Raw genomic sequence first — 21508 nt, 5'->3', positions numbered from 1 at the left:
CATGAATACTTTTAAAAATTACATACAAAACCATAAAACAAAAGCAGCTACCTTAGCTGCTTTTCGTGTAATATTTGGCGTTTTAATGTTGTTTAGTCTTATTCGCTTTATAAGCATGGGGTGGGTTGAGCAGTTTTATATTTTACCCAAATGGCATTTTACTTACTATGGTTTTTCATGGGTTAAAACATTAGGAGTATACACATATGGATTGTTTGTAATAGCAATTTTTTCTTGCATAGGGATTATTTTAGGTTATCAATATAGGTTATCTATTGTTCTGTTCTTTTTATCTTTTACTTATATAGAATTGATTGATAAAACCACTTATTTAAATCACTATTATTTTGTAAGTATTCTTAGTTTTTTATTGTGTTTTTTACCCTTAAATGCAACTTTCTCTTTAGATGCTAAAAAACGTGGATTTACCTATAATTATGTGCCAAGTTGGACAGTGGACAGTATTAAACTACTTTTAGGGATTGTTTATTTTTATGCAGGTTTAGCCAAGCTTAATTCCGATTGGCTGTTAAGAGCTCAGCCTTTAAAAATTTGGTTATCAACAAAAACAGATTTACCTATAATAGGACAGTTTATGAACCAAACTTGGTTTCATTTTGTTATGAGCTGGACTGGTGCTTTGTACGATTTGTGTATTCCTTTTTTATTAATAATACATAAAACCAGACCTTATGCTTTTATAGCGGTTGTAGTTTTTCATTTGTTAACAGGTGTTCTCTTTAACATAGGTATGTTTCCTTATATAATGATTTGTATTACGCTTATTTTCTTTGATAATAGTTTACATCAAAAAATAATATTTTGGCTAAAAAAAATACTGTATATAAAAGAGTTATCAACCATAAGAAAACATAATTTATATAGGTTTAAAAACCCTAAAAATATCTTATTTACAATTAGTCTATTTATTGCGTTTCAGCTACTTTTGCCTTTTAGAAATTTGTGTTACCCTGGGGAGTTGTTTTGGACAGAACAAGGGTTTAGATTTTCTTGGAGAGTAATGTTAATGGAAAAAGTAGGATATACTACATTTATTATAAAAGACAGTGTGTCAGGAAAACAGTTTCATGTTAAGAATTCCGATTTTTTAACCTCTTTTCAAATCAAACAAATGAGTTTTCAACCTGATTTTATTCTGGAATATGCTCATTTATTGGGAGATCATTTTAAAAGTCAAGGACATCAAAACATACAAGTTTTTACAGAGAGTTATGTAGCCTTAAACGGAAGATTGAATCAATTATTCATTAGCCCCAAAGTTGATTTATACAAAGAAGAAGAAAGTTTTTATAATAAAACATGGATTTTACCATTAAATGATGAAATTAAAGGATTTTAGATTAATCATATTAATATTGTTATTTGCTCAAGCAGGTTTTGCTTATCATATAACATTTAAAGTATTAGATTCAGATACTCAACAACCTTTACAAGGAGTACAAATAGTAGAAGGACAAAATACTTATGTTGGAACCACTAATAATTTAGGAGTTTTAAAAGCAAATTTTAGTAATAAAAATGTGCATTTAACCTTTTTTTATTATGGATATAATGTTGTTGAAAGGGACTTTGAAATAACAAAAGACCAAGAGGTAAACCTGTATTTAGTTCCTTTACAACAAGCTCTTACTGCAGTGGTATTAAATGCCAAAAAAAAGGTTAGTTATGGTTTAACTAGTTTAAGGCCTGTAGAAGGAACTCATATTTATGCAGGTAAAAAAACAGAAGTTATCAATTTAGATTTGGTGGTTGGAAATAAAGCATCAAACAACCCAAGACAAGTATTTTCTAAAGTAGCTGGATTAAATATTTATGATAGTAATGATGGTGGACTGCAATTAAACATTGGAGGTAGAGGATTAGATCCTAACAGAACAGCTAATTTTAACACTCGCCAAAATGACTATGATATTAGTGCCGATGTTTTAGGATATCCAGAAAGTTATTATACACCTCCAACAGAATCTTTAGAACAAATTCAAGTCATTAGAGGAGCAGCATCATTACAATATGGAACACAGTTTGGAGGATTGATTAATTTTATAAATAAAAAACCTGTTAATAAACCTGTTGAGTTTATTACTCGTAATACAGTTGCTTCCTTTGGAACTTTAACCAATTTTACATCGCTTAGTGGAACGGTTAAAGACTTTAGTTATTATGTATATTACAACGGTAAAAAAGGTGATGGATTTAGACCCAATTCAGATTATAAATCAAACAATCTTTTTGCTCATGTAGGTTATAATTTTAGTGAGAAAACAACTCTTGCCTTTGAAATATCATCATTCAATTATATAGCACATCAACCAGGAGGTTTGTCTGATGTACAGTTTAGAGAAGACCCTACTCAAAGCTATTTAAAACGTAATTGGTTTGGTGTAGACTGGAAATTATATAACTTAAAGTTAGAGCAACAACTTACGGAAGTTTCTAAGTTAACGGTAAGTGTATTTGCTTTAGATGCTTATAGAAAAGCCATAGGGTTTAGAGGTGATCCAGAAGCATTACAGCCTAATTTATTTAGTCCTTCTGCTGATGGTAAAAATAATGATGGAAGTTATATTTTTAGTAGAGATTTAATTGTGGGTGATTTTAGAAATTATGGAGTAGAAACCAGATTTTTATCGAGCTACAAATTAGGTAACAAAACCAATTATTACTTATTCGGGGCAAAGTTATACAAGGCAAACAATACACAGAGACAAGGAGCTGGAAGCAAAGGAATAGATGCCGATTTTAGTTTTGATGAAAGTGCTGCGCAATATCCTCGTCAGAACGATTTTACTTTTCCTAATTTTAATGCTTCATTTTTTGGAGAACATATATTTAACATCAATAAATATTTTAGCATAACTCCTGGGGTTAGGTTTGAACATATTGACACCAATTCAAAAGGAACATATTATGTTTATAATAGCAACAATTCTTCATTATCAGAACATATTGAAGACAACAATGGTTTTGTAAGAAATTTTGTGCTTTTAGGAATTGGAGTTAGTTACAAACCAAGTCAAGTTTTAGAATTGTATGCAAATGCATCTCAAAATTATCGATCGGTTACTTTTTCTGATATTAGAACAATCAATCCATCATTTGTAATAGATCCAAATATTACTGACGAAAAAGGATTTACAGCAGACATAGGATTAAGGGGGAAATCTAAAAAGACTTTTTCTTATGATGTAAGTGCTTTTACCTTGGTCTATGGAAATAGAATAGGGCAGGTGTTAAATGATAGAGCACAATGGGTAAGAAAAAATATTGGAACAGCTTTTATTTATGGTTTAGAATCTTTATTACAATGGAATATTAAAGAAACATATTTTAAACACAATGAAAATTTAATTTTAGATGTGTTTGGTAATTTAGCTTTGACAAAATCAGTGTATTTAGAGTCTGATGAAAATAATGTTGCTGGAAATGAAGTGGAATTTATTCCCTTTTTAAATTTAAAAACAGGAGCTAGTTTTGGATGGAGAAATCTTTTGGCAAGTGCTCAATACACAGCAATTAGTGAACAATATACAGATGTAACCAATTCTCCATACAACCCAAATAATAGTACAAATGTTATTGGAGCCATTCCAGCTTACCATATTTTAGACCTTTCCATTTCTTATAAATTCAATAAAATTTTTAAATTAGAAACAGGAATTAACAACCTGTTAGATAATAGTTACTTTACTAGGAGAGCTACGGGGTATCCAGGACCTGGAATTATTCCTGCAGAACCAAGATATTATTATGCTACATTAGAAATTAAATTATAACAAAATGATAAAAAAAATATTAATCACCCTTGCTGTTGTTTTAATTATTGCTCAATTTTTTGGAAATGAAAAAAACAATGCAGCAACTAGAGAATTAACTGTGTTTACATTAGAAACAACTCCTAGTGATGAAGTTAGTAATATTTTATCATCAAAGTGTTTTGATTGTCATAGCAATAAAACCGAGTATCCTTGGTATGCAAATATAGCTCCACTATCTTACTGGATCAATCATCATGTAGAAGAGGGAAAAGAACATTTAAATTTTTCTGATTGGTCTATATACAATACAAAAAGAAAAAAACACAAATTAGAAGAATTAATTGAAGAAATTGAAGAGGGTAAAATGCCTTTAGATTCTTATGAAAACTTACATGGGGATATTACAACATCAGAAAAAGAAATTCTTATTAGTTGGGCAAAAAATGCTATAGCAAACTATTAATCATCTTTTTTATTTAACCTCATAAATAAATTCTTTTTTATAAAACTGGCTGTTTATTTTAAATAAATCTAAATAGTTTATATCTTTGTTTTTCGTTTTGTTTTACCTAATGATAATCTGTTTTATGTGTTAAAAGTATTAGGTAACAATTTAATTTAAACAACCTTAATGAAAATATCTACAATTGCTGATCTACTTAGAGGTGATAGAGCTATTATAAAATCTTTTAATGGAATAGATATTCCTTTAAAACTAATAGAAATGGGATGTATAGAGGGGAATTATGTGGAAGTTTTACAAAGAGCTCCCTTAAAAGATCCTATTTATTTAAATATTAGCGGAACCTATTTGGCTATTAGAATAGAAGTAGCATCAAAAATAATAGTAGAAAAACTATGAGTTATATTAAAGTAGCATTAATAGGTAACCCAAATACAGGAAAAACATCTTTGTTTAACAGGTTAACAGGACTTAATCAAAAAGTAGGTAATTATCCAGGAATTACTGTTGATAAAAAAACAGGATACACCAAGTTAAATAATACCGTTGGTGCAGAAATTATAGATTTACCTGGTACTTATAGTTTAAATGCGAGTTCTTTAGATGAAGATGTAGCAGTTCAGGTATTATCGGACAAAACAAACGAAAATTATCCTGATGTTGTTATTGTTGTAGCTGATATTGAAAACCTAAAACGTAATTTATATTTATACACTCAGGTAAAAGATTTGGGAATTCCTACCATTTTGGCTATCAACATGGTTGATCAAATGAAACCACGAGGAATTGATATAGATAAACAATTGATAGAGTCTTTATTAAAAACCAAAGTTGCTTTTGTAAGTTCAAAACAAAATAAGGGAACAGCCTATCTTAAAAAGCTCATTGTAGATTATAAAAATTTAAGTACAATTCCTTGTTTTGTAGAAGAGCCCTCTGTGTTATCTGCAATTGTTAAAGAAGACAAAAAGAAACATCATCTAGAGACTGTTAGACGTTATCAGTTTATAAAATTGGTATTAGAAAAAACCTATAGCCAAAACCCGCAAAATGCTAAAGATTTAAGATACCTTTTAGATAGAGTTTTAATTCATAAATACCTTGGCTATCTTATCTTTTTTGCTATTTTGTTTAGTATTTTTCAAGCTTTATTTTCTTGGTCTGCTTTTCCAATGGATTATATAGATGAAACTTTTGCTAGTTTTTCTGAATTAGCAAGAGCTCATTTACCCGAAGGAATATTTACTGATTTGTTGGCAGAAGGTATTATTCCAGGAATAGGGGGAGTGGTTATTTTCATTCCACAAATTGCCTTTTTATTCCTATTCACTTCTATCTTAGAAGAAAGTGGTTATATGAGTCGTGTGGTGTTTTTAATGGATAAAATCATGCGTAAATTTGGATTAAGTGGAAAGAGTATTGTTCCATTAATTTCGGGAACAGCTTGTGCTATTCCTGCTATTATGGCCACCAGAAATATTGAAAATTGGAAAGAAAGATTGATTACTATTTTGGTAACACCATTTACTACTTGTTCTGCTCGTTTACCAGTTTATGCCATTATTATTAGTTTAATAGTTCCTGCCGAGGCTAAATTTATGTCTTTTAATGTACAGGGATTAATGTTAATGGCTTTATATTTATTAGGGTTTGGGATGGCTATTTTATCGGCTACCGTTCTCGATAAATTTTTAAAATTAGGGTCTAAATCTTACTTTGTAGTAGAAATGCCTAACTATAAATTGCCTTTGTTTAAAAACGTAATTTATAATGTAATAGAAAAAACCAAAGCCTTTGTTTTTGAAGCAGGTAAAATTATTTTAGCCTTATCTATTTTGTTATGGGTATTGGCCTCTTATGGTCCTGGTAATAATTTTGATAATGCAGAAAACATGATGATACAAAAGTATCCGAACCTATCTGGTGACGATTTACAAGCAGAAATATCATCATTTAAATTAGAGAATTCTTATATAGGTATTATGGGAAAATCTATAGAACCTGTTATTAGACCTTTAGGATATGATTGGAAAATAGGTATTGCTGTAATTACATCTTTTGCTGCTCGTGAAGTTTTTGTGGGAACATTGGCAACTATTTATAGTGTTGGTAGTGAAGATGAAGCCACCATTAAGGAACGAATGAGTAATGAAGTATTTTCGGATACTAAAAAACCTGTATATTCTTTTGCTACTGGAGTTTCTGTTTTGTTATTTTATGCTTTTGCAATGCAATGCATGAGTACCATTGCTATTGTTAAAAGAGAAACCAATGGTTGGAAATGGCCATTAGTACAAATGTTTTTTATGTCTGGTTTTGCATATATAACGGCTTTAATAGCATATCAAATTTTAAAATAATAAAATATGATTCAAAATATACTGGTAATAAGCACCGTTATTTTTGCTTTTTGGATTCTTTATAGTAAGTTTTTAAAAAAAAGTAAAAACAAGTGTGGAAGTGGTGATTGTGGCTGTAACTGAGTTTTAACAGTTTTGAATTGATATGTTTTTATATTTTTGTTCCACAAAATCCCCAACATGAAAAAATTAGCACTCCACTGGAAAATTATTATAGGTTTAGTATTAGGAATAATATTTGGAATAATCCTTTCTGGAGTACAAGGAGGTAAAGAATTTACTATTAATTGGATTCAGCCTTTTGGAACTATATTTGTTAAGTTACTTAAGCTAATTGCCATTCCTTTAATCATGGCCTCTTTAATTAAAGGAGTTTCAGAATTAAAAGATATTTCTAAATTCAAGTCCATGGGAATTAAAACCATGGGAATTTATATTGTAACAACTATTGTTGCTATTTCATTAGGATTATTTTTAGTGAACATACTTAAGCCTGGTGATGGAATATCTGAAGAAACAATTACTTCTTTAAAAGAAAATTATGTTTCTAATGCTAGTTTGCAAGGCAAAATCTCTGAAGCAAATCATAGAACTTCTCAAGGTCCATTACAGTTTTTGGTAGATGTTGTTCCTGACAATATTACTTTTGCTATGAGTGATAATAAAAGTATGTTACAGGTAATCTTTTTTACTGTTTTTTTAGGAATATGCTTATTACTTATTGATGAAAAAAAAGCAAAACCATTAACGGAATTCTTTGATTCATTAAATGAAGTCATTTTAAAAATGATAGACATTATTATGATGTTTGCTCCCTATGCTGTGTTTTCTTTATTGGCAACAGTTGTGGTAACTTCGGATGATTATAATGTATTACTAGCATTGTTAAAATACTCAGGAGTGGTTGTTTTTGGATTGTTGTTAATGATTATTTTTTACACTTTGTGTGTTTCTATTTATGTAAAAAAATCACCCCTTTGGTTTTTAAAAAATATTTCTCCAGCACAATTATTAGCTTTTTCTACAAGTTCCAGTGCAGCTACACTACCAGTAACTATGGAAAGGGTAGAGGAGCACTTAGGAGTTCATAAAGAAGTTTCTAGTTTTGTATTGCCTGTAGGAGCAACCATAAACATGGATGGAACAAGTTTGTATCAAGCAGTTGCAGCGGTATTTATTATGCAAGTTTTATGGCCAGAAGGATTGATTTTTCAAAATCAAATTACCATAGTAATCACCGCTTTATTAGCTTCTATTGGTTCTGCTGCAGTTCCTGGAGCAGGTATGGTCATGCTAATTATTGTGTTAGATAGTATTGGTTTTCCAAAAGACATGATGCCTATTGGCTTGGCTTTAATTTTTGCAGTAGACAGACCTTTAGATATGTTTAGAACTACAGTAAATGTTACTGGAGATGCCACAGTAGCTCTGTTAGTCAATAAAAGCGAAGAGAAAAAAACAAAATAATTAATACTTGCAATTATTTATAAAAGAAGAAGAAAAGTTTAGATAGCTTTTCTTCTTCTTTTTTTTGAATGTATGTTAAATCAATACTGTTAATACTGGGTATGATGATTTGTTTGCAATATCTAAAGACACACTTTGATTAAAAAATTTAGAGATGCTAGATTTTCCATGGGTCGGAATTGTAATCAAATCAACGTTATTTTCATCAGCATAGTATTTAACACCATTAACAACAGTATAATCATCATAATTAGCAAAATACGCTAGGTTCTCTAAGCTTCCATCAGCTTTTAATAAAAAGTTTTCAAATCTAGATTTCATTTCTGATGTTGATACAAATCCACCATCTGGTTTATTAATAAAAAGTAAAGTAGGTTTTATATCAAGTAATTTAAAAAATGCTTTTGCTTTTAAATAGGCATTTACAGATTCCATTTTAAAATCGCTTACAAAAACAGTATTTTTAAAATCAACATTTTTAATTTCTTCTTTTACAATTAAAACGGGAATTTTAGCGCTCCTTACTACTTTTTCAGTATTTGAGCCTAAAAAACTATCATGTTGATTGGCTCCATGAGATCCCATTACAATTAAAGAAGCTTCTTGTTCAATAGCCAAATCACCAAGTTCAGGAAAAACCGTAAAATGTTTAATAATTACTTTTAAAGTAATGTTTTTTAAATAATCCTTACTTGTTAAGGATTCCATTTTTTTCTCAGCATGTTTTATCATAAAAACAATGGTTTTTCCATACTCACCATCGTGTGTAGAATAAGCCAATGGCATTTCTAACATGTGAACTAAAATGATTTCTGAACTATGTTTTTTAGCTAATTGTGCGGCTGCCTTTAAGGCAAATTCTGAATATTCAGAAAAGTCAACAGGGATGATTATTTTTTTCATGATAGCTTTATATTTTTTTTCTCTATTAAATTTACTAAAAACACACTGGTTAACAAAGTGTTAAGCTATTTAAAATCTTACTAAATCCTTTGGGTTGTTTCATATTAATTATCGTATATTTGCATGCAATTAAATCATATCTAATTGCAAATGTCTACAAACAAAGTTATTTCTGAAGGTCTAACATACGATGATGTTTTATTAGTCCCTGCTTATTCAGAAGTGTTACCAAACACCGTTTCAATAAAATCTAAATTCACAAGGAATATTCCTTTAAATACCCCAATTATATCCGCTGCAATGGATACAGTTACGGAGTCTAGAATGGCTATTGCTATGGCTCGTGAAGGAGGAATAGGTGTGATTCATAAAAACATGTCTATTGCTGAACAAGCAAAACAAGTAAAAAAAGTAAAACGTTCTGAAGCAGGAATGATTTTAGAGCCAGTAACCATTTCAGCAGATCAAACCGTTTTAGATGCTAACTTGCTAATGCAAGAACATAAAATTGGAGGTATTCCTGTTGTTGATGAAAAAGGAATCTTAAAAGGTATTGTAACCAATAGAGATTTACGTTTTGAAAAAGATAGTAAAAGAAAAATAGCAGATGTAATGACAGCCGAAGGGTTGGTAACTGTTTCAGCAGGTACATCATTAAAAGAAGCCGAAGTTATTTTACAAGATAATAAAGTTGAAAAATTACCAATTGTAGATGATCATTTTAAATTAGTAGGCTTAATTACTTTTAGAGATATTGTAAAAGTTCGTGAAAATCCAGAAGCTAATAAAGATGAATTTGGTAGATTACGTGTAGCGGCAGCTATTGGTGTTACTGATGATTGTTTAGAAAGAGTTACTGCATTGGCTAAAGAAGGAGTAGATGCTGTAGTGTTAGATTCTGCTCATGGTCATTCTGTGAATATTTTAAATAAATTAAAAGAAGTAAAAGCAGCTTTCCCTAATTTAGATGTGGTTGCTGGAAATATAGTAACCAAACAAGCTGCATTAGATTTAGTTGCTGCTGGTGCCGATGGTGTTAAAGTAGGTATTGGACCTGGTTCAATTTGTACCACTCGTGTAGTTGCAGGGGTTGGATATCCTCAATTATCAGCAGTTATGCAAGTTGCCGAAGCATTGGCTGGAACAGGAGTTCCAGTAATTGCAGATGGAGGGGTTCGTTATACAGGTGATATTCCTAAAGCAATTGCTGCAGGTGCAGATTCTGTAATGCTTGGTTCTTTATTGGCAGGAACAAAAGAGGCTCCAGGAGAGGTGATTTTATTCAACGGAAGAAGATTCAAATCATACAGAGGTATGGGATCTGTTGAGGCTATGAAACATGGTTCAAAAGATAGATATTTCCAAGGAGATGAAGATAATTCTAAAAAATTAGTTCCAGAAGGAATTGAGGGTAGAGTTCCTTATAAAGGAGAATTGTACGAAACCATGCATCAATTTATTGGTGGATTAAGAGCTGGAATGGGATATTGTGGAGCAGGAACAATTGAAGTTCAAAAAAATGCTGAGTTTGTTAAAATAACCGCTTCTGGAATTGCAGAAAGTCATCCACACGATGTGGCTATAACTAAAGAAGCTCCAAATTATTCTAGACAATAATTTTTAACTTATAATAAAAACTAAACCACCTATCTATTTTAGGTGGTTTTTTTATATCTTTTTACCTGTTAAAAAATAGTACAAATATAGGATGGCTTATGTATTTTGATGAATTGTACAAGTTGATTTAAATTGCAATAAATTAATTAAATACTATAAAAAAGAAACATGAATTACATTCTTTATGATGGTGCTTTTAGAGAAGCACTTTTGCCATTTACTTTTACAAAACCAGTTGCAGATATTAGAATTGGAATTTTAACCATTCGTGAAAAGTGGGAAAAATATTTAAGATTAACAACTACTACTTTAACTGAGGAATATTTAAGTGATAAATATCCAATGATAGAAATGGAAGAGAATATTTTTATCAATGCTGGTTATATACCAAATAAATGTTTTTTTGAAGCGGTAAAAAATTTAAAAGAAAATCAGAAAGTAGTATATAAAGAAGATGTTTTGGCTTTTTATAGTTCAGATGAACAAGAAGACGTTGATTTTAATTCTTATGAGTCTATTGAATTAGAAAATGTAGAAAGTATACAATCTAAATGGGATTTGTTTTTAAAGAATGACTATGCCATCAAACAAGATTTTGAATTGTTAACTACTGATGAAATTTCTATGGAAATTCCCGAAGGCGTTCAAGCTATTCATAAAGAACAAATTTTTATAGAAGAAGGAGCTACCATTTTTCCTTGTGTTTTAAACGCATCTACTGGACCAATTTATATAGCAAAAGATGCTACTATTTTAGATGGAGCGCTAATTAGAGGACCTTTTGTCTTAGGAGAAAAATCTGTGATAAAAATGGGAGCAAAAATATATGGTGCCACTACCATTGGTCCTAATTGTAAAATAGGAGGTGAAGTAAAAAACAGTATTGTTTTTGGAAACTCTAACAAAGGACATGAAGGATATCTAGGAAACTCTGTGGTGGGAGAGTGGTGTAATTTTGGAGCAGATACCAATGTATCTAATTTAAAAAACACATTTAGTAAAGTAAGATTGTGGAGTTATGAAGATGAAATTTATGAAGATACCCAACAAATGTTTTGCGGATTAATGATGGGAGATCATTCCAAAACTGGTATCAATGCTATGTTTAACACTGGTACAGTTGTTGGTGTGAGTGCTAATATTTTTGGGTCTGATTTACCTGAAAAATTTATTCCATCTTATACTTGGGGTGGTAATAAAATAATGGATGTCTATAATTTTAAAAAAGCCATTAGAACAGCTAATAAAATGATGGAGTTATCGCAACAAGAATTATCACAACAAGAAATACTAATATTAGAAGAAGTATATCATCAAACAAAAAAATATAGAAACAAAATTGAAAACTAAAAATTTAGAAGATAGAGTAAAATCTGTCATTCGTGATGTGCAAGATTTTCCCAAACCAGGAATATTATTTAAAGACATTACCCCAATATTATTACATCCAGATTTGTTACAAGACATGATTGTTGAAATGGCAAATCAATTTAAAGATGTTAAAATTGATGCCGTTGCAGGAATAGAATCTAGAGGATATTTATTTGGTGTTTTGTTAGCACAAAAACTACAGGTTCCTTTTATTATGATTCGTAAAGAAGGCAAACTACCAGCCAAAACCATTAAAGAATCGTATGATTTAGAATATGGGTCTGCAACTATTGAAGTACATGAAGATGCTATTAAAGAAGGAAGTAATGTGTTAATTCACGATGATTTATTAGCAACAGGAGGTACGGCTGTTGCGGCTGCAAAATTAATTAAACAAAAGGCCAATGTGGCTGGATTTAGTTTTGTAATAGATTTAACTTTTTTAGAAGGAAGTAAGATCTTAAAAGATATTCAACCAATTATAAAATCACTTATAACCTATTAATTTATGCAACAATACATAAAGTTATTTTTTGTTGTTCTAATAGCGAGTCAAACTCAGGCACAACGTTTGTATCGTTTTAATGACAATGGAAAAACTGCAAAAAAAGATTTTGATTTAATTGATACTAAGCTTAATTTAAGTTTCAATTTTGATGATCAAACAGTTAACGGAGAAGCTTGGGTTACTGTAACCCCTCATTTTTTTAACACTGATAAAATACAGTTAGATGCAAAAAAAATGAATATTTATGAGGTGAAATCTGAAAACAAAAAATTAGAGTTTTACAATTCTGGAACCAAGTTAAATATTGATCTTCCTAAAATCTATACTAAAAACGATACACTTACCTTGTATATTAAATACAAAGGAAATCCAAACAAGGTACAAAGTGAAGGTGGTGTAGCTATTACAGATGATAAAGGGCTGTATTTTATCAACCCTAAAGGAGATGATAAAAACAAACCTACAGAAATATGGACTCAAGGTGAGCCTGAACAAAACAGTGTTTGGTTTCCTACAATTGATAAACCAAATCAAAAATCTACAGAAGAAATTACTCTTACGGTCCCTAATAAATTTGTGACTTTATCTAACGGAAGTTTAATTTCACAAAAAGAAAATGGTGATGGAACTAGAACCGATGTTTGGAAACAAACCTTGCCACATGCTCCTTATTTGTTTTTTGTTGGTGTAGGAGATTTTGCCGTGATAAAACAAACATGGAAAGGGAAGGAAGTTAATTTTTATGTTGAACCTGATTATAAAGATACCGCAACAGAACTGTTTAAAAACACTACAAAAATGTTGACTTTCTTTTCGGATATTACAGGAGTTGAGTATCCTTGGGATAAATACAGTCAAATGATTGTACGTGATTATGTTAGTGGTGCTATGGAAAATACAGGTGCAGTAATACATGCTGAGCAAGCCATGTTGTCAAAAGGTGAGTTGTCTGAAAGAAACACTTGGGAAACTACCATTGCACACGAATTGTTTCATCACTGGTTTGGTGATTTGGTTACGACTGAAAGCTGGGCAAATATTACTGTAAATGAATCGTTTGCAAATTATTCAGAATACTTATGGTTGGAGCATCAATATGGAAAAGATAGAGCAGAGGAGCATATGCGTAAAACCAAAGATCAGTACTTAAATCCAAATGCTTTACAAGAAAATTATGAAAAGCATTTGGTGCGTTACAACTATTCTAAAAAAGATGATGTTTTTGATGTGGTTAGCTACAACAAAGGAGGAATGATTCTTCATGTGCTTAGAAACTACTTAGGTGATGATGTTTTCTTTGCTGGACTTAAGTTATATTTAGAGACCAATAAATTTAAATCTGCTGAAGCTCAACAATTGCGTTTGGCTTTTGAGGAAGTAAGTGGAGAAGATTTGGTTTGGTTTTTTAGTCAGTGGTATTATAGTAATGGTCACCCAAGATTAAATGTAACATATACCAATGATTTACTTACCGATAAAGTAAAGGTAAAAGTAACTCAATCTGGTAAAGAGTTCGATTTTCCTTTAACTATTACTGTTTATGACGGAGATACCAAGCAAGAATATAAAGTGTTTGTAGATGGAAAAGAAAAGATTTTTGAGTTTCCATTTAAAAAAGAACCTAAATTAGTAAAGGTAAATTCAGATCATGTTTTATTGGCTGAAATTACAGAACCAAAATTAACTACAGAACAATTAATTTATCAATACAAACATGCTAGTCATTATGTAGATAGAATGGAGTCTTTAGAGATGTTAAAAGACAAGCAAGATGATAAAGATGCTTTTAAGTTGTTTGAAGAGGCTATTAACGATTCTTATGAAACCATTCAGGCCTATGCTTTAGAGAATATTAATTTGGCTGGGAGCTTTGCAAAAAGAAGAACAATTGATAGAATTGCTGATTTGGCTAAAAATAAAAATCCTAATGTGGCTGCGGCTGCAATCTCTACTTTAGGGAAATTATTAGATAAAAAGTTTTTATCAATATATATTCAAGGAATTGATAATATATCTCCTAAAGTAAAAGGGAATAGTTTGTTGGCTATGTATTATATAGACAAAGATAGGGCAGAAAAGTATGCAGCTGGTTTGTCTGTAAATGTGAAAGACTATATATATGTTCCTTTGTTAAAAATTTACTTAGAACAACGCAAGCCTGAGCAAGTAAATTTTGTGGCTAAATATTTATTAACCGGAATGTATTTAATTCAAGATGAAAAACTAAAGAAAAATTTTGAAGATGCTTTTGATTGGGTTGCTGCTACAGATAATGAAGAGGCTATACAGACAATGGTCAATGATTTTGTTGAAAAAGGCTTAAGGTATAGAAAATACAATTTTAATTATGAATGTATACGAGTTCTAAGAAAAGTAATAGCTAAACAGCAGGAAGTAAATCATGCTAATAAAAATACAATTCTATCTATTTTAGAGCAAGGTGTTAAAAAACTTGCTGTAGAATAACACGATAATTATTAAAGTTCGGAATATTCTTTAAAAGTTCCATTTTTATAAAAAACAACAATTCTTTCTATATCAGAAGGAGTTGTTGTTTTTTTTGGGTCATTATTTTCTCTAGTTGTTTCTACTTTGTCTCCACTAAACAAGTCTTGGTGTTTAGTGTTGCTTATTTCTTTAATAGGGAAGGTGTCTTTTCCATACAACAACCAGTCTAACGATACTTCTTTGTAATTGTCAACAATTTTTAAAATGAATTCTAAGCTAGGTTTGTTTCTTCCAGAAAGTAGATGAGATATACTAGAGCGTTGTACGTTAATTTCATCAGCAAAATTAGCTGCTGATAAATGGTAATGTTCTAGTAATTTATGTAGTCTGTTAATAAAGTCTTCTTGGTTTAACATTGTAATTTATAGTGGTTGTTTTATTTGTTTACAAATGTAACTATATGATTCCACTTAAACAATAATTAATCAAAATATAATACCATTAGCTATAATACAGGTTAGATAAATATGATTAATTTACTGTTTTATAGTATTTTATGTATTTTTTAATAAAGTTAAAAATAGATACGTAGATTAAGAAAAGTAGCAAGTATCATTAAATTACAAATATGAATCAGGTACTTGTATTGCTTAACTAGTTTGTTTACATATGTGAATCACAATTGTAAACAAAAGGTTGTTTACTTTTGTAACATGAATAGATTAGATTTAGATACTTTAGAAAAATGGTACCTAAACAATTACGAGAATAAATTGTTAGGTAGACGTATTGTTTTAGAAGATATAGAGCCCGTTATTAAAACTTTAAAAGCTCCTTTTGTGGTTCAAGATTTAGGAACTTCTGAAGCAGGTAAAAACATATACCATATCACTTTGGGTACAGGGCCTAAAAGAATACTCTTATGGTCTCAAATGCATGGAAACGAAAGCACAGGAACCAAAGCTTTGTTTGATTTGTTTAAATATATAGATGCTTATAAAGACAATTCTTTTGTTAAAGACTTATTAAACACTTGTACCTTGGTGTTTATTCCAATGCTAAACCCCGATGGTGCTAAAAACTTTACTAGGGTAAATGTTAATAATGTAGATTTAAATAGGGATGCAGTAGCTTTACAAGCCAAAGAAAGTCATTTGCTTAGAAACGTTTTAGATAGTTTTAACCCTCAGTTTTGTTTTAATTTACATGATCAGAGAACAATTTTTAATGTAGAAGGATTTAAAAACCCTGCCACCATATCCTTTTTAGCTCCATCAGTTGATGTAGAAAGAAACTTAACTGTTGGTAGAAAAGAAACCATGGCTGCTATTGTAGCAATGAACAATACATTGCAAGAAATAATTCCAAATTATGTTGGGAGATATACCGATGAGTTTTACCCTACAGCAACAGGAGATAATTTTCAGAAGTTAGGACACAATACTATTTTAATAGAAGCAGGACATTATCCTGGAGATTATAATAGAGATATTGTTCGTAAATTTAACTTTTATGCGATCTTAAGTGGGTTAAAATACCTAGTATATAATGAAAATTACACCAATTATGAGCCATATTTTGATATTCCTAACAATGGAAAGCAAAATTATGACCTAATTTTAAGAAATTTTATAGATGACAATAATCAACATGTAGATATTGCTTTTCAGTATGATTATGAGGTAGTTAATAACAAATTAGTTTCTAAATTGGTGGAGTATCAAAGAGGAGATTTAAAAGAATTTAATGCTTATAATGAGTTTTAGTTTAAATATTTGTTAAGAATAACTATATTTAGTTTGTAAAAAGATATAAAAATACTAGAATATTGTATTTTTGTCACTTAAAATATAGATAGTTAAAAGTACCTCACAGCCATGAAAAAACATCATTTAGACGAAATTGATCACCAGATATTAGACATGTTGATAGATAACGCAAGAACTCCTTTTACGGATATTGCTAAAAAATTACTGGTATCAGCAGGTACTATTCATGTTCGTGTTAAAAAAATGGAAGACGAAGGAATCATTAAAGGTTCTACTTTAACATTGGATTATGAAAAAATGGAGTATAATTTTATTGCTCACGTTGGTTTATATTTAGAGAGTAGCTCTAAAATTAGACAAGTATTAGATGCTTTAGAAAAAATACCAAATGTAACAGTTGCTTATATTACAGCAGGAAAGTATAATATTTTCTGTAAAATTAGAGCAAAAGACACTAACCAAGCAAAAGATATTATTTTCTCAATAGATGATATTGATGGAGTTAGAAGAACAGAAACAATGATTTCTATGGAAGAAAGCATTAATGACAAAAAAAGAATGATGCACGCTATTTTTAAAGATTATTAATAGACATTATATCGTAAGAAAACACCTTAGTAACCTACTAAGGTGTTTTTTTATGTCCTTTTTTAAATTATATGAATATGTCAACATACGCTATAAATAGTCATTGTTCTTTTAAAATGTCATTTTTAATAAATGATATTATAAATGAATGGTCTTTTATCAAACATAGCAATGTATATTTAACACCAGCATATTTAATTGCTTTAGAAAACAGCAAAATACCTTGTTTAAGTTTTATATACGTAGTTATATATAAACAAAATATTCCTGTAGGAGTAATGTATTTTCAATGTTTAGAAATTAATAGAGGTTTTCATTATCATGATACTTTCCAGAAAGAAATCAATAAAAAATTAACGAATAAGATTTTAAAAAACATATCAGGTAATTTATTAATGTGTGGTAATTTTTTTGCTACAGGAGTAAACGGTTTTGTTTTTAATAAAGATTGTTGTGATGTTTATAAACTTGTAAAGAGTGTTACAAGCACTGTTAAAAGCATTAACCCCCCAATAGATATTAGTTTTTTAATGTTTAAAGAATTTAGGAAAGATAAAAACCTAGATATTCAACAACAACTCTTAAAAAAATTCATTGAATTTGAAATCGATGTAAGCATGGTTTTAATAATAAAACCTACATGGAATACTTTTGATGAATATTTAAGTAGTTTGACTACCAAGTACAGAACAAGGGCAAAAAGCGTATTAAAAAAAACAGATTCTGTTAAAGTAAAACAATTTACAGCAGATGAAATTAAAAGTTATAAATCTATCATAAATACTTTGTATTTATCAGTGGTTAACACAGCAAGATTTAATATGGTAAAATTAACAGATAATGCTTTTTATTATTTAAAAAAGGAGTTGCAAGAAAAGTTTGTGTTTACAGGATATTTTATAGAAAATAAAATGGTAGCTTTTAGCACAGCTTGTTTTACGGATGATTGTTTAGATGCTAATTATGTTGGAATTGATTATAATATTAACAAATCTGTTCCCTTGTATAAGCGTGTTTTATATGATTATGTTACATTGGCTATTAAAACCCAGGTTAAAGAACTTAGACTAGGAAGAACGGCAGAAATAATGAAAAGTGGTTTAGGAGCAGAACCAGTTGGCATGAGTTTGTATTTAAAACACACAAACAAAGTACTAAACACTTTATTAACGCCGCTTGTTAAAAACGTTAAACCTAATGATTATGAACTAAGGAAACCTTTTAAAAATAGTGTTATAACATAAAAAACTCGGAATTTATTATCCGAGTTTTTTTATGTTTTCTGTTTTTTAATTAAACTGACAAATGATTCCTCCCATAAGCCCCAAAGTAACTATCCAATAACCAGAATTGATCATTACGTATTTAAAAGATTTTTTTTCAAAAATAGCATTGGTACCTATTACTGGTAGTATAATGAGAACACCATTAATAATACCATGAAAAACACCATGTTTAAAAGTTCTAAAATTTTGTCCATATTTAAGCATAAAATCACTTACATAAGCAAAAAGTTCAGAATTAGGATCTGTTAAATCAGGATTTCCCATTAAAATAGAAAAAAATCCAAATTGATGAATAACAATTGGAGTTATAGCTATGGAAATAAGTATACTAAGCAGATAACACCATAAAAAAATAATAGGATTGGGTTTTTCAATTTCATCAATATTAAATGAACACTCCTTCATCCAAGCAGTACCAAAAAGTTTAGGATTATACCAAATAAACCCCATAAACAAAGGGATGATTGCTGAAATTAATAATACAGGAAAATTAAAGCTCATAGTTGTAGTTTTATAAATTAGTCCTTATAAATATAAGTTTTTTCTTACATAAATCTTTAAACTATATATAAATACAGTAGTTATGGAGAAAAAACACATCTTTAAATTTCGTAAAACTTTAAAAACTGCGTAGTTTTGCAAAACTCAAAAAGACTATATGGAAGTAGAAATAAAGAAAACAAGTAAAAAGAAGAAGGAATTATACGATTATCAAAAAGAGAATATTAATAATGTTTTTGATAAAATAGAAAACAAACCTTCTAATTATAACTTAGTTTTTCAGTTACCAACTGGGGGAGGTAAAACCGTTATTTTTTCTGAAATAGCAAGGCGTTTTATTAAAGAAAAACAGAAAAAAGTTTTGATTTTAACTCACAGGATTGAGTTGAGTAGTCAAACTTCAAAAATGTTAGATGAGTTTGGTGTGGCCAACAAAGTAATTACAAGTGATGTAAAGTCTTTAGATGATCAAGAAGATTTTATGTGTTTTGTAGCCATGGTAGAAACGTTAAAAAATAGATTGAATGATGACCTACTTAATATGGATGATGTAAGTATGGTTATTATTGATGAAGCACATTATAACTCATTCCGTAAGTTGTTTAAGTATTTTCAAGATTGTTTTATTTTAGGAGTTACAGCAACCCCACTAAGTTCTAACATAAAACTTCCTATGAATGAAATATATGATGAATTATTGGTTGGAGAGCCAATACCTACATTAATAGAAAGAGGTTTTTTGGCTAAAGCCACCACTTATACTTTTGATGTTGCTTTAGGAGGATTAAAAGTAGGTATTAATGGAGACTATACTGTAAAATCATCTGATGATTTATATACAAGTAATTTAATGCAAGACAAACTATTGCATGCTTATATAGAAAAATCTTTAGGTAAAAAAACATTAATATTTAATAACGGTATTAATACATCTTGGCATGTATATGATACTTTTAAAGCAGCTGGTTACGATAACATACGTCATTTAGACAATACCTTTTCTAAGCAGGAGAGGAGTGAAATTTTAAGATGGTTTAAAAAAACTCCAGATGCAATTTTAACATCCGTAAGTATCTTAACAACAGGATTTGATGAGCCTAGTGTTGATACTATTATTTTAAACAGAGCAACAAAATCTATAACATTATATTATCAAATGATTGGTCGTGGATCTCGTGTTTACAAAGACAAAAAAGAGTTTAATGTTATTGATTTAGGAAACAATGCTGCTCGCTTTGGACTTTGGAGTGCTCCAATAAATTGGAAACGTATTTTTAAATCACCAGACTATTACTTAGATAATTTAATTAATGATGAAGAAATAGAACGTCAGTTTGTATATGATATGCCTAAAGAAATTCGAGAGAAATTTAAAAACTCGGAAGACATATCTTTTAAAGTAAAAGAACATTATGACAACGCTATTAAAAGAGGAATAAAATCTAAAGTAGTCTTAGATAAATCAGTAGAACAGCATGCTCAAATGTGTTATGAAAACGCAGAAGATGTTTTTGATGCAAGAGATTTGGCTATTTTATTAGATGATGATATCAAAGATAGAATAAAGAAATACTCTCACTATATGATTAAAAGTACTAAAAACTACATCATGTGGCTTGAAGAAGACTATAAAAGAAAGTTGAATACAGCTATTAACATGAAATTTAAAGAGTAAAACCTATTAGTTTTTTAACATTAATATTTACTTATTAAGAAATAATTAAATAACTTCACATTACGTAAAACAATAAAATTAATTATGAAGAAAATTTTTAGAAATACAGTATTGATCTGTTTAAGTGCAAGTATGTTTGTAGGTTGTTCAAGTATGAACAACACAACTAAAGGAGGTTTATTAGGTACGGGTGCTGGAGCTGCTATTGGTGCTGGAATTGGAGCATTAATCGGTGGAAAAAAAGGAGCTGCTATTGGTGCTATTAGTGGTGCTGCGGTTGGAGGTACAACCGGAGTTATTATTGGTAAAAAAATGGACAAACAAGCTGAAGAATTAAGAAACTCTATTCCTGGAGCTCAAGTTTATAGAGTTGGTGAAGGAATTGATGTGGTTTTTGATGAAGGAGCTGGAATTTATTTTGCTTCTAACGGTACAGAAATTAATGAAGACACTAAAAACACTTTAACTAAATTAGCAACTGTATTACAAAAATACCCAGAGACAAACTTATTTGTAACTGGACATACAGATTCTGATGGAGCTGAATCTTATAATTTAACTTTATCAGAAAAAAGAGCAAGTGCTGTTGCAAATTACTTACAAGCATTAGGAGTACCTGCTGATAGATTTACTGTAAAAGGTGAAGGAGAATTATTACCTATAGCTGATAATTCTACAGCAGCTGGAAAAGCTAAAAACAGAAGAGTTGAATTGGCTATTATTGCTAATGAAACCATGATTAAACAAGCTGAGGAAGAAGCTAAGCAATAAATTTA

18 protein-coding genes are annotated in these 21508 nt (G+C 29.8%); 15 read left to right on the top strand and 3 right to left on the bottom strand.

Going from position 1 to position 21508, the window contains the following annotated elements:
- Position 1 precedes the first annotated feature (1 nt).
- The 6 genes from ACXGQT_RS02840 (at position 2) to ACXGQT_RS02815 (ending at position 8066) form a co-directional block, all read left to right on the top strand.
- Positions 2 to 1360, top strand: coding sequence for an HTTM domain-containing protein (locus ACXGQT_RS02840; RefSeq protein WP_457829889.1), 1359 nt, complete (start codon positions 2 to 4; stop codon positions 1358 to 1360).
- A complete protein-coding gene (locus ACXGQT_RS02835; protein ID WP_457829888.1) occupies positions 1338 to 3794 on the top strand; it encodes a TonB-dependent receptor domain-containing protein in 2457 nt (818 codons plus the stop codon). Before ACXGQT_RS02840 ends, ACXGQT_RS02835 begins: the two co-directional genes overlap by 23 nt.
- Positions 3795 to 3798: 4 nt before the next feature.
- Complete coding sequence (locus ACXGQT_RS02830; protein ID WP_457829887.1) at positions 3799 to 4239, top strand: heme-binding domain-containing protein; 441 nt, start codon at positions 3799 to 3801, stop codon at positions 4237 to 4239.
- A gap of 168 nt (positions 4240 to 4407) precedes the next feature.
- Positions 4408 to 4638: a FeoA family protein gene (locus ACXGQT_RS02825; protein WP_457829886.1), complete on the top strand. Its 231-nt coding sequence runs from the start codon at positions 4408 to 4410 to the stop codon at positions 4636 to 4638.
- Entirely contained in the window at positions 4635 to 6599 is a 1965-nt protein-coding gene (gene feoB / locus ACXGQT_RS02820; RefSeq protein WP_457829885.1) for a ferrous iron transport protein B, read from the top strand. The genes ACXGQT_RS02825 and feoB overlap by 4 nt, the downstream gene beginning before the upstream one ends.
- A gap of 180 nt (positions 6600 to 6779) precedes the next feature.
- Positions 6780 to 8066, top strand: a complete 1287-nt coding sequence (locus ACXGQT_RS02815; RefSeq protein ID WP_457829884.1) for a dicarboxylate/amino acid:cation symporter — start codon at positions 6780 to 6782, stop codon at positions 8064 to 8066.
- A gap of 75 nt (positions 8067 to 8141) precedes the next feature.
- Here ACXGQT_RS02815 and ACXGQT_RS02810 read toward each other — a convergent pair whose 3' ends face one another.
- Complete coding sequence (locus tag ACXGQT_RS02810; protein WP_457829883.1) at positions 8142 to 8969, bottom strand: universal stress protein; 828 nt, start codon at positions 8967 to 8969, stop codon at positions 8142 to 8144.
- Between the two features lie 150 nt (positions 8970 to 9119).
- Here ACXGQT_RS02810 and guaB point away from each other — a divergent pair, with 150 nt between their 5' ends.
- The 4 genes from guaB (at position 9120) to ACXGQT_RS02790 (ending at position 14931) form a co-directional block, all read left to right on the top strand.
- Complete coding sequence (gene guaB, locus ACXGQT_RS02805) at positions 9120 to 10586, top strand: IMP dehydrogenase (RefSeq protein WP_457829882.1); 1467 nt, start codon at positions 9120 to 9122, stop codon at positions 10584 to 10586.
- A gap of 168 nt (positions 10587 to 10754) precedes the next feature.
- The gene (locus ACXGQT_RS02800; RefSeq protein ID WP_457829881.1) at positions 10755 to 11936 is read left to right on the top strand and encodes a putative sugar nucleotidyl transferase; all 1182 of its coding nucleotides are present in this window, start codon (positions 10755 to 10757) and stop codon (positions 11934 to 11936) included.
- Entirely contained in the window at positions 11926 to 12462 is a 537-nt protein-coding gene (locus tag ACXGQT_RS02795) for an adenine phosphoribosyltransferase (protein ID WP_457829880.1), read from the top strand. Before ACXGQT_RS02800 ends, ACXGQT_RS02795 begins: the two co-directional genes overlap by 11 nt.
- A 3-nt stretch (positions 12463 to 12465) precedes the next feature.
- On the top strand, positions 12466 to 14931 hold the full coding sequence (locus ACXGQT_RS02790) for a M1 family metallopeptidase (RefSeq protein WP_457829879.1): 2466 nt from the start codon (positions 12466 to 12468) through the stop codon (positions 14929 to 14931).
- 11 nt (positions 14932 to 14942) lie between these two features.
- Here ACXGQT_RS02790 and ACXGQT_RS02785 read toward each other — a convergent pair whose 3' ends face one another.
- Positions 14943 to 15329 (bottom strand): helix-turn-helix transcriptional regulator, encoded by a 387-nt coding sequence (locus ACXGQT_RS02785; RefSeq protein WP_457829878.1) that lies wholly within the window; start codon positions 15327 to 15329, stop codon positions 14943 to 14945.
- Between the two features lie 297 nt (positions 15330 to 15626).
- On the opposite strand from ACXGQT_RS02785, the gene ACXGQT_RS02780 reads away from it, so the two are divergent.
- The 3 genes from ACXGQT_RS02780 to ACXGQT_RS02770 all read left to right on the top strand — a co-directional run bounded on the left by ACXGQT_RS02780 (position 15627) and on the right by ACXGQT_RS02770 (position 18514).
- Entirely contained in the window at positions 15627 to 16679 is a 1053-nt protein-coding gene (locus tag ACXGQT_RS02780; RefSeq protein WP_457829877.1) for a M14 family zinc carboxypeptidase, read from the top strand.
- Positions 16680 to 16790: 111 nt separating this feature from the next.
- Positions 16791 to 17270 (top strand): Lrp/AsnC family transcriptional regulator, encoded by a 480-nt coding sequence (locus tag ACXGQT_RS02775; RefSeq protein ID WP_457829876.1) that lies wholly within the window; start codon positions 16791 to 16793, stop codon positions 17268 to 17270.
- A gap of 116 nt (positions 17271 to 17386) precedes the next feature.
- Positions 17387 to 18514: a hypothetical protein gene (locus ACXGQT_RS02770; RefSeq protein ID WP_457829875.1), complete on the top strand. Its 1128-nt coding sequence runs from the start codon at positions 17387 to 17389 to the stop codon at positions 18512 to 18514.
- A gap of 45 nt (positions 18515 to 18559) precedes the next feature.
- On the opposite strand, the gene ACXGQT_RS02765 is transcribed toward ACXGQT_RS02770, so the two are convergent.
- Complete coding sequence (locus ACXGQT_RS02765; protein WP_457829874.1) at positions 18560 to 19057, bottom strand: DUF1761 domain-containing protein; 498 nt, start codon at positions 19055 to 19057, stop codon at positions 18560 to 18562.
- A gap of 157 nt (positions 19058 to 19214) precedes the next feature.
- On the opposite strand from ACXGQT_RS02765, the gene ACXGQT_RS02760 reads away from it, so the two are divergent.
- Both ACXGQT_RS02760 and ACXGQT_RS02755 read left to right on the top strand, forming a co-directional pair.
- Entirely contained in the window at positions 19215 to 20732 is a 1518-nt protein-coding gene (locus ACXGQT_RS02760) for a DEAD/DEAH box helicase (protein WP_457829873.1), read from the top strand.
- Positions 20733 to 20816: 84 nt separating this feature from the next.
- Complete coding sequence (locus tag ACXGQT_RS02755) at positions 20817 to 21503, top strand: OmpA family protein (protein ID WP_457829872.1); 687 nt, start codon at positions 20817 to 20819, stop codon at positions 21501 to 21503.
- The last annotated feature ends 5 nt before the right edge of the window (positions 21504 to 21508 follow it).

The sequence above is a fragment of the Wenyingzhuangia sp. IMCC45467 genome (assembly GCF_054111205.1).
Note: the sequence above shows the minus strand (reverse complement) of the source record. Positions and strands in the feature narration are given on the sequence as shown.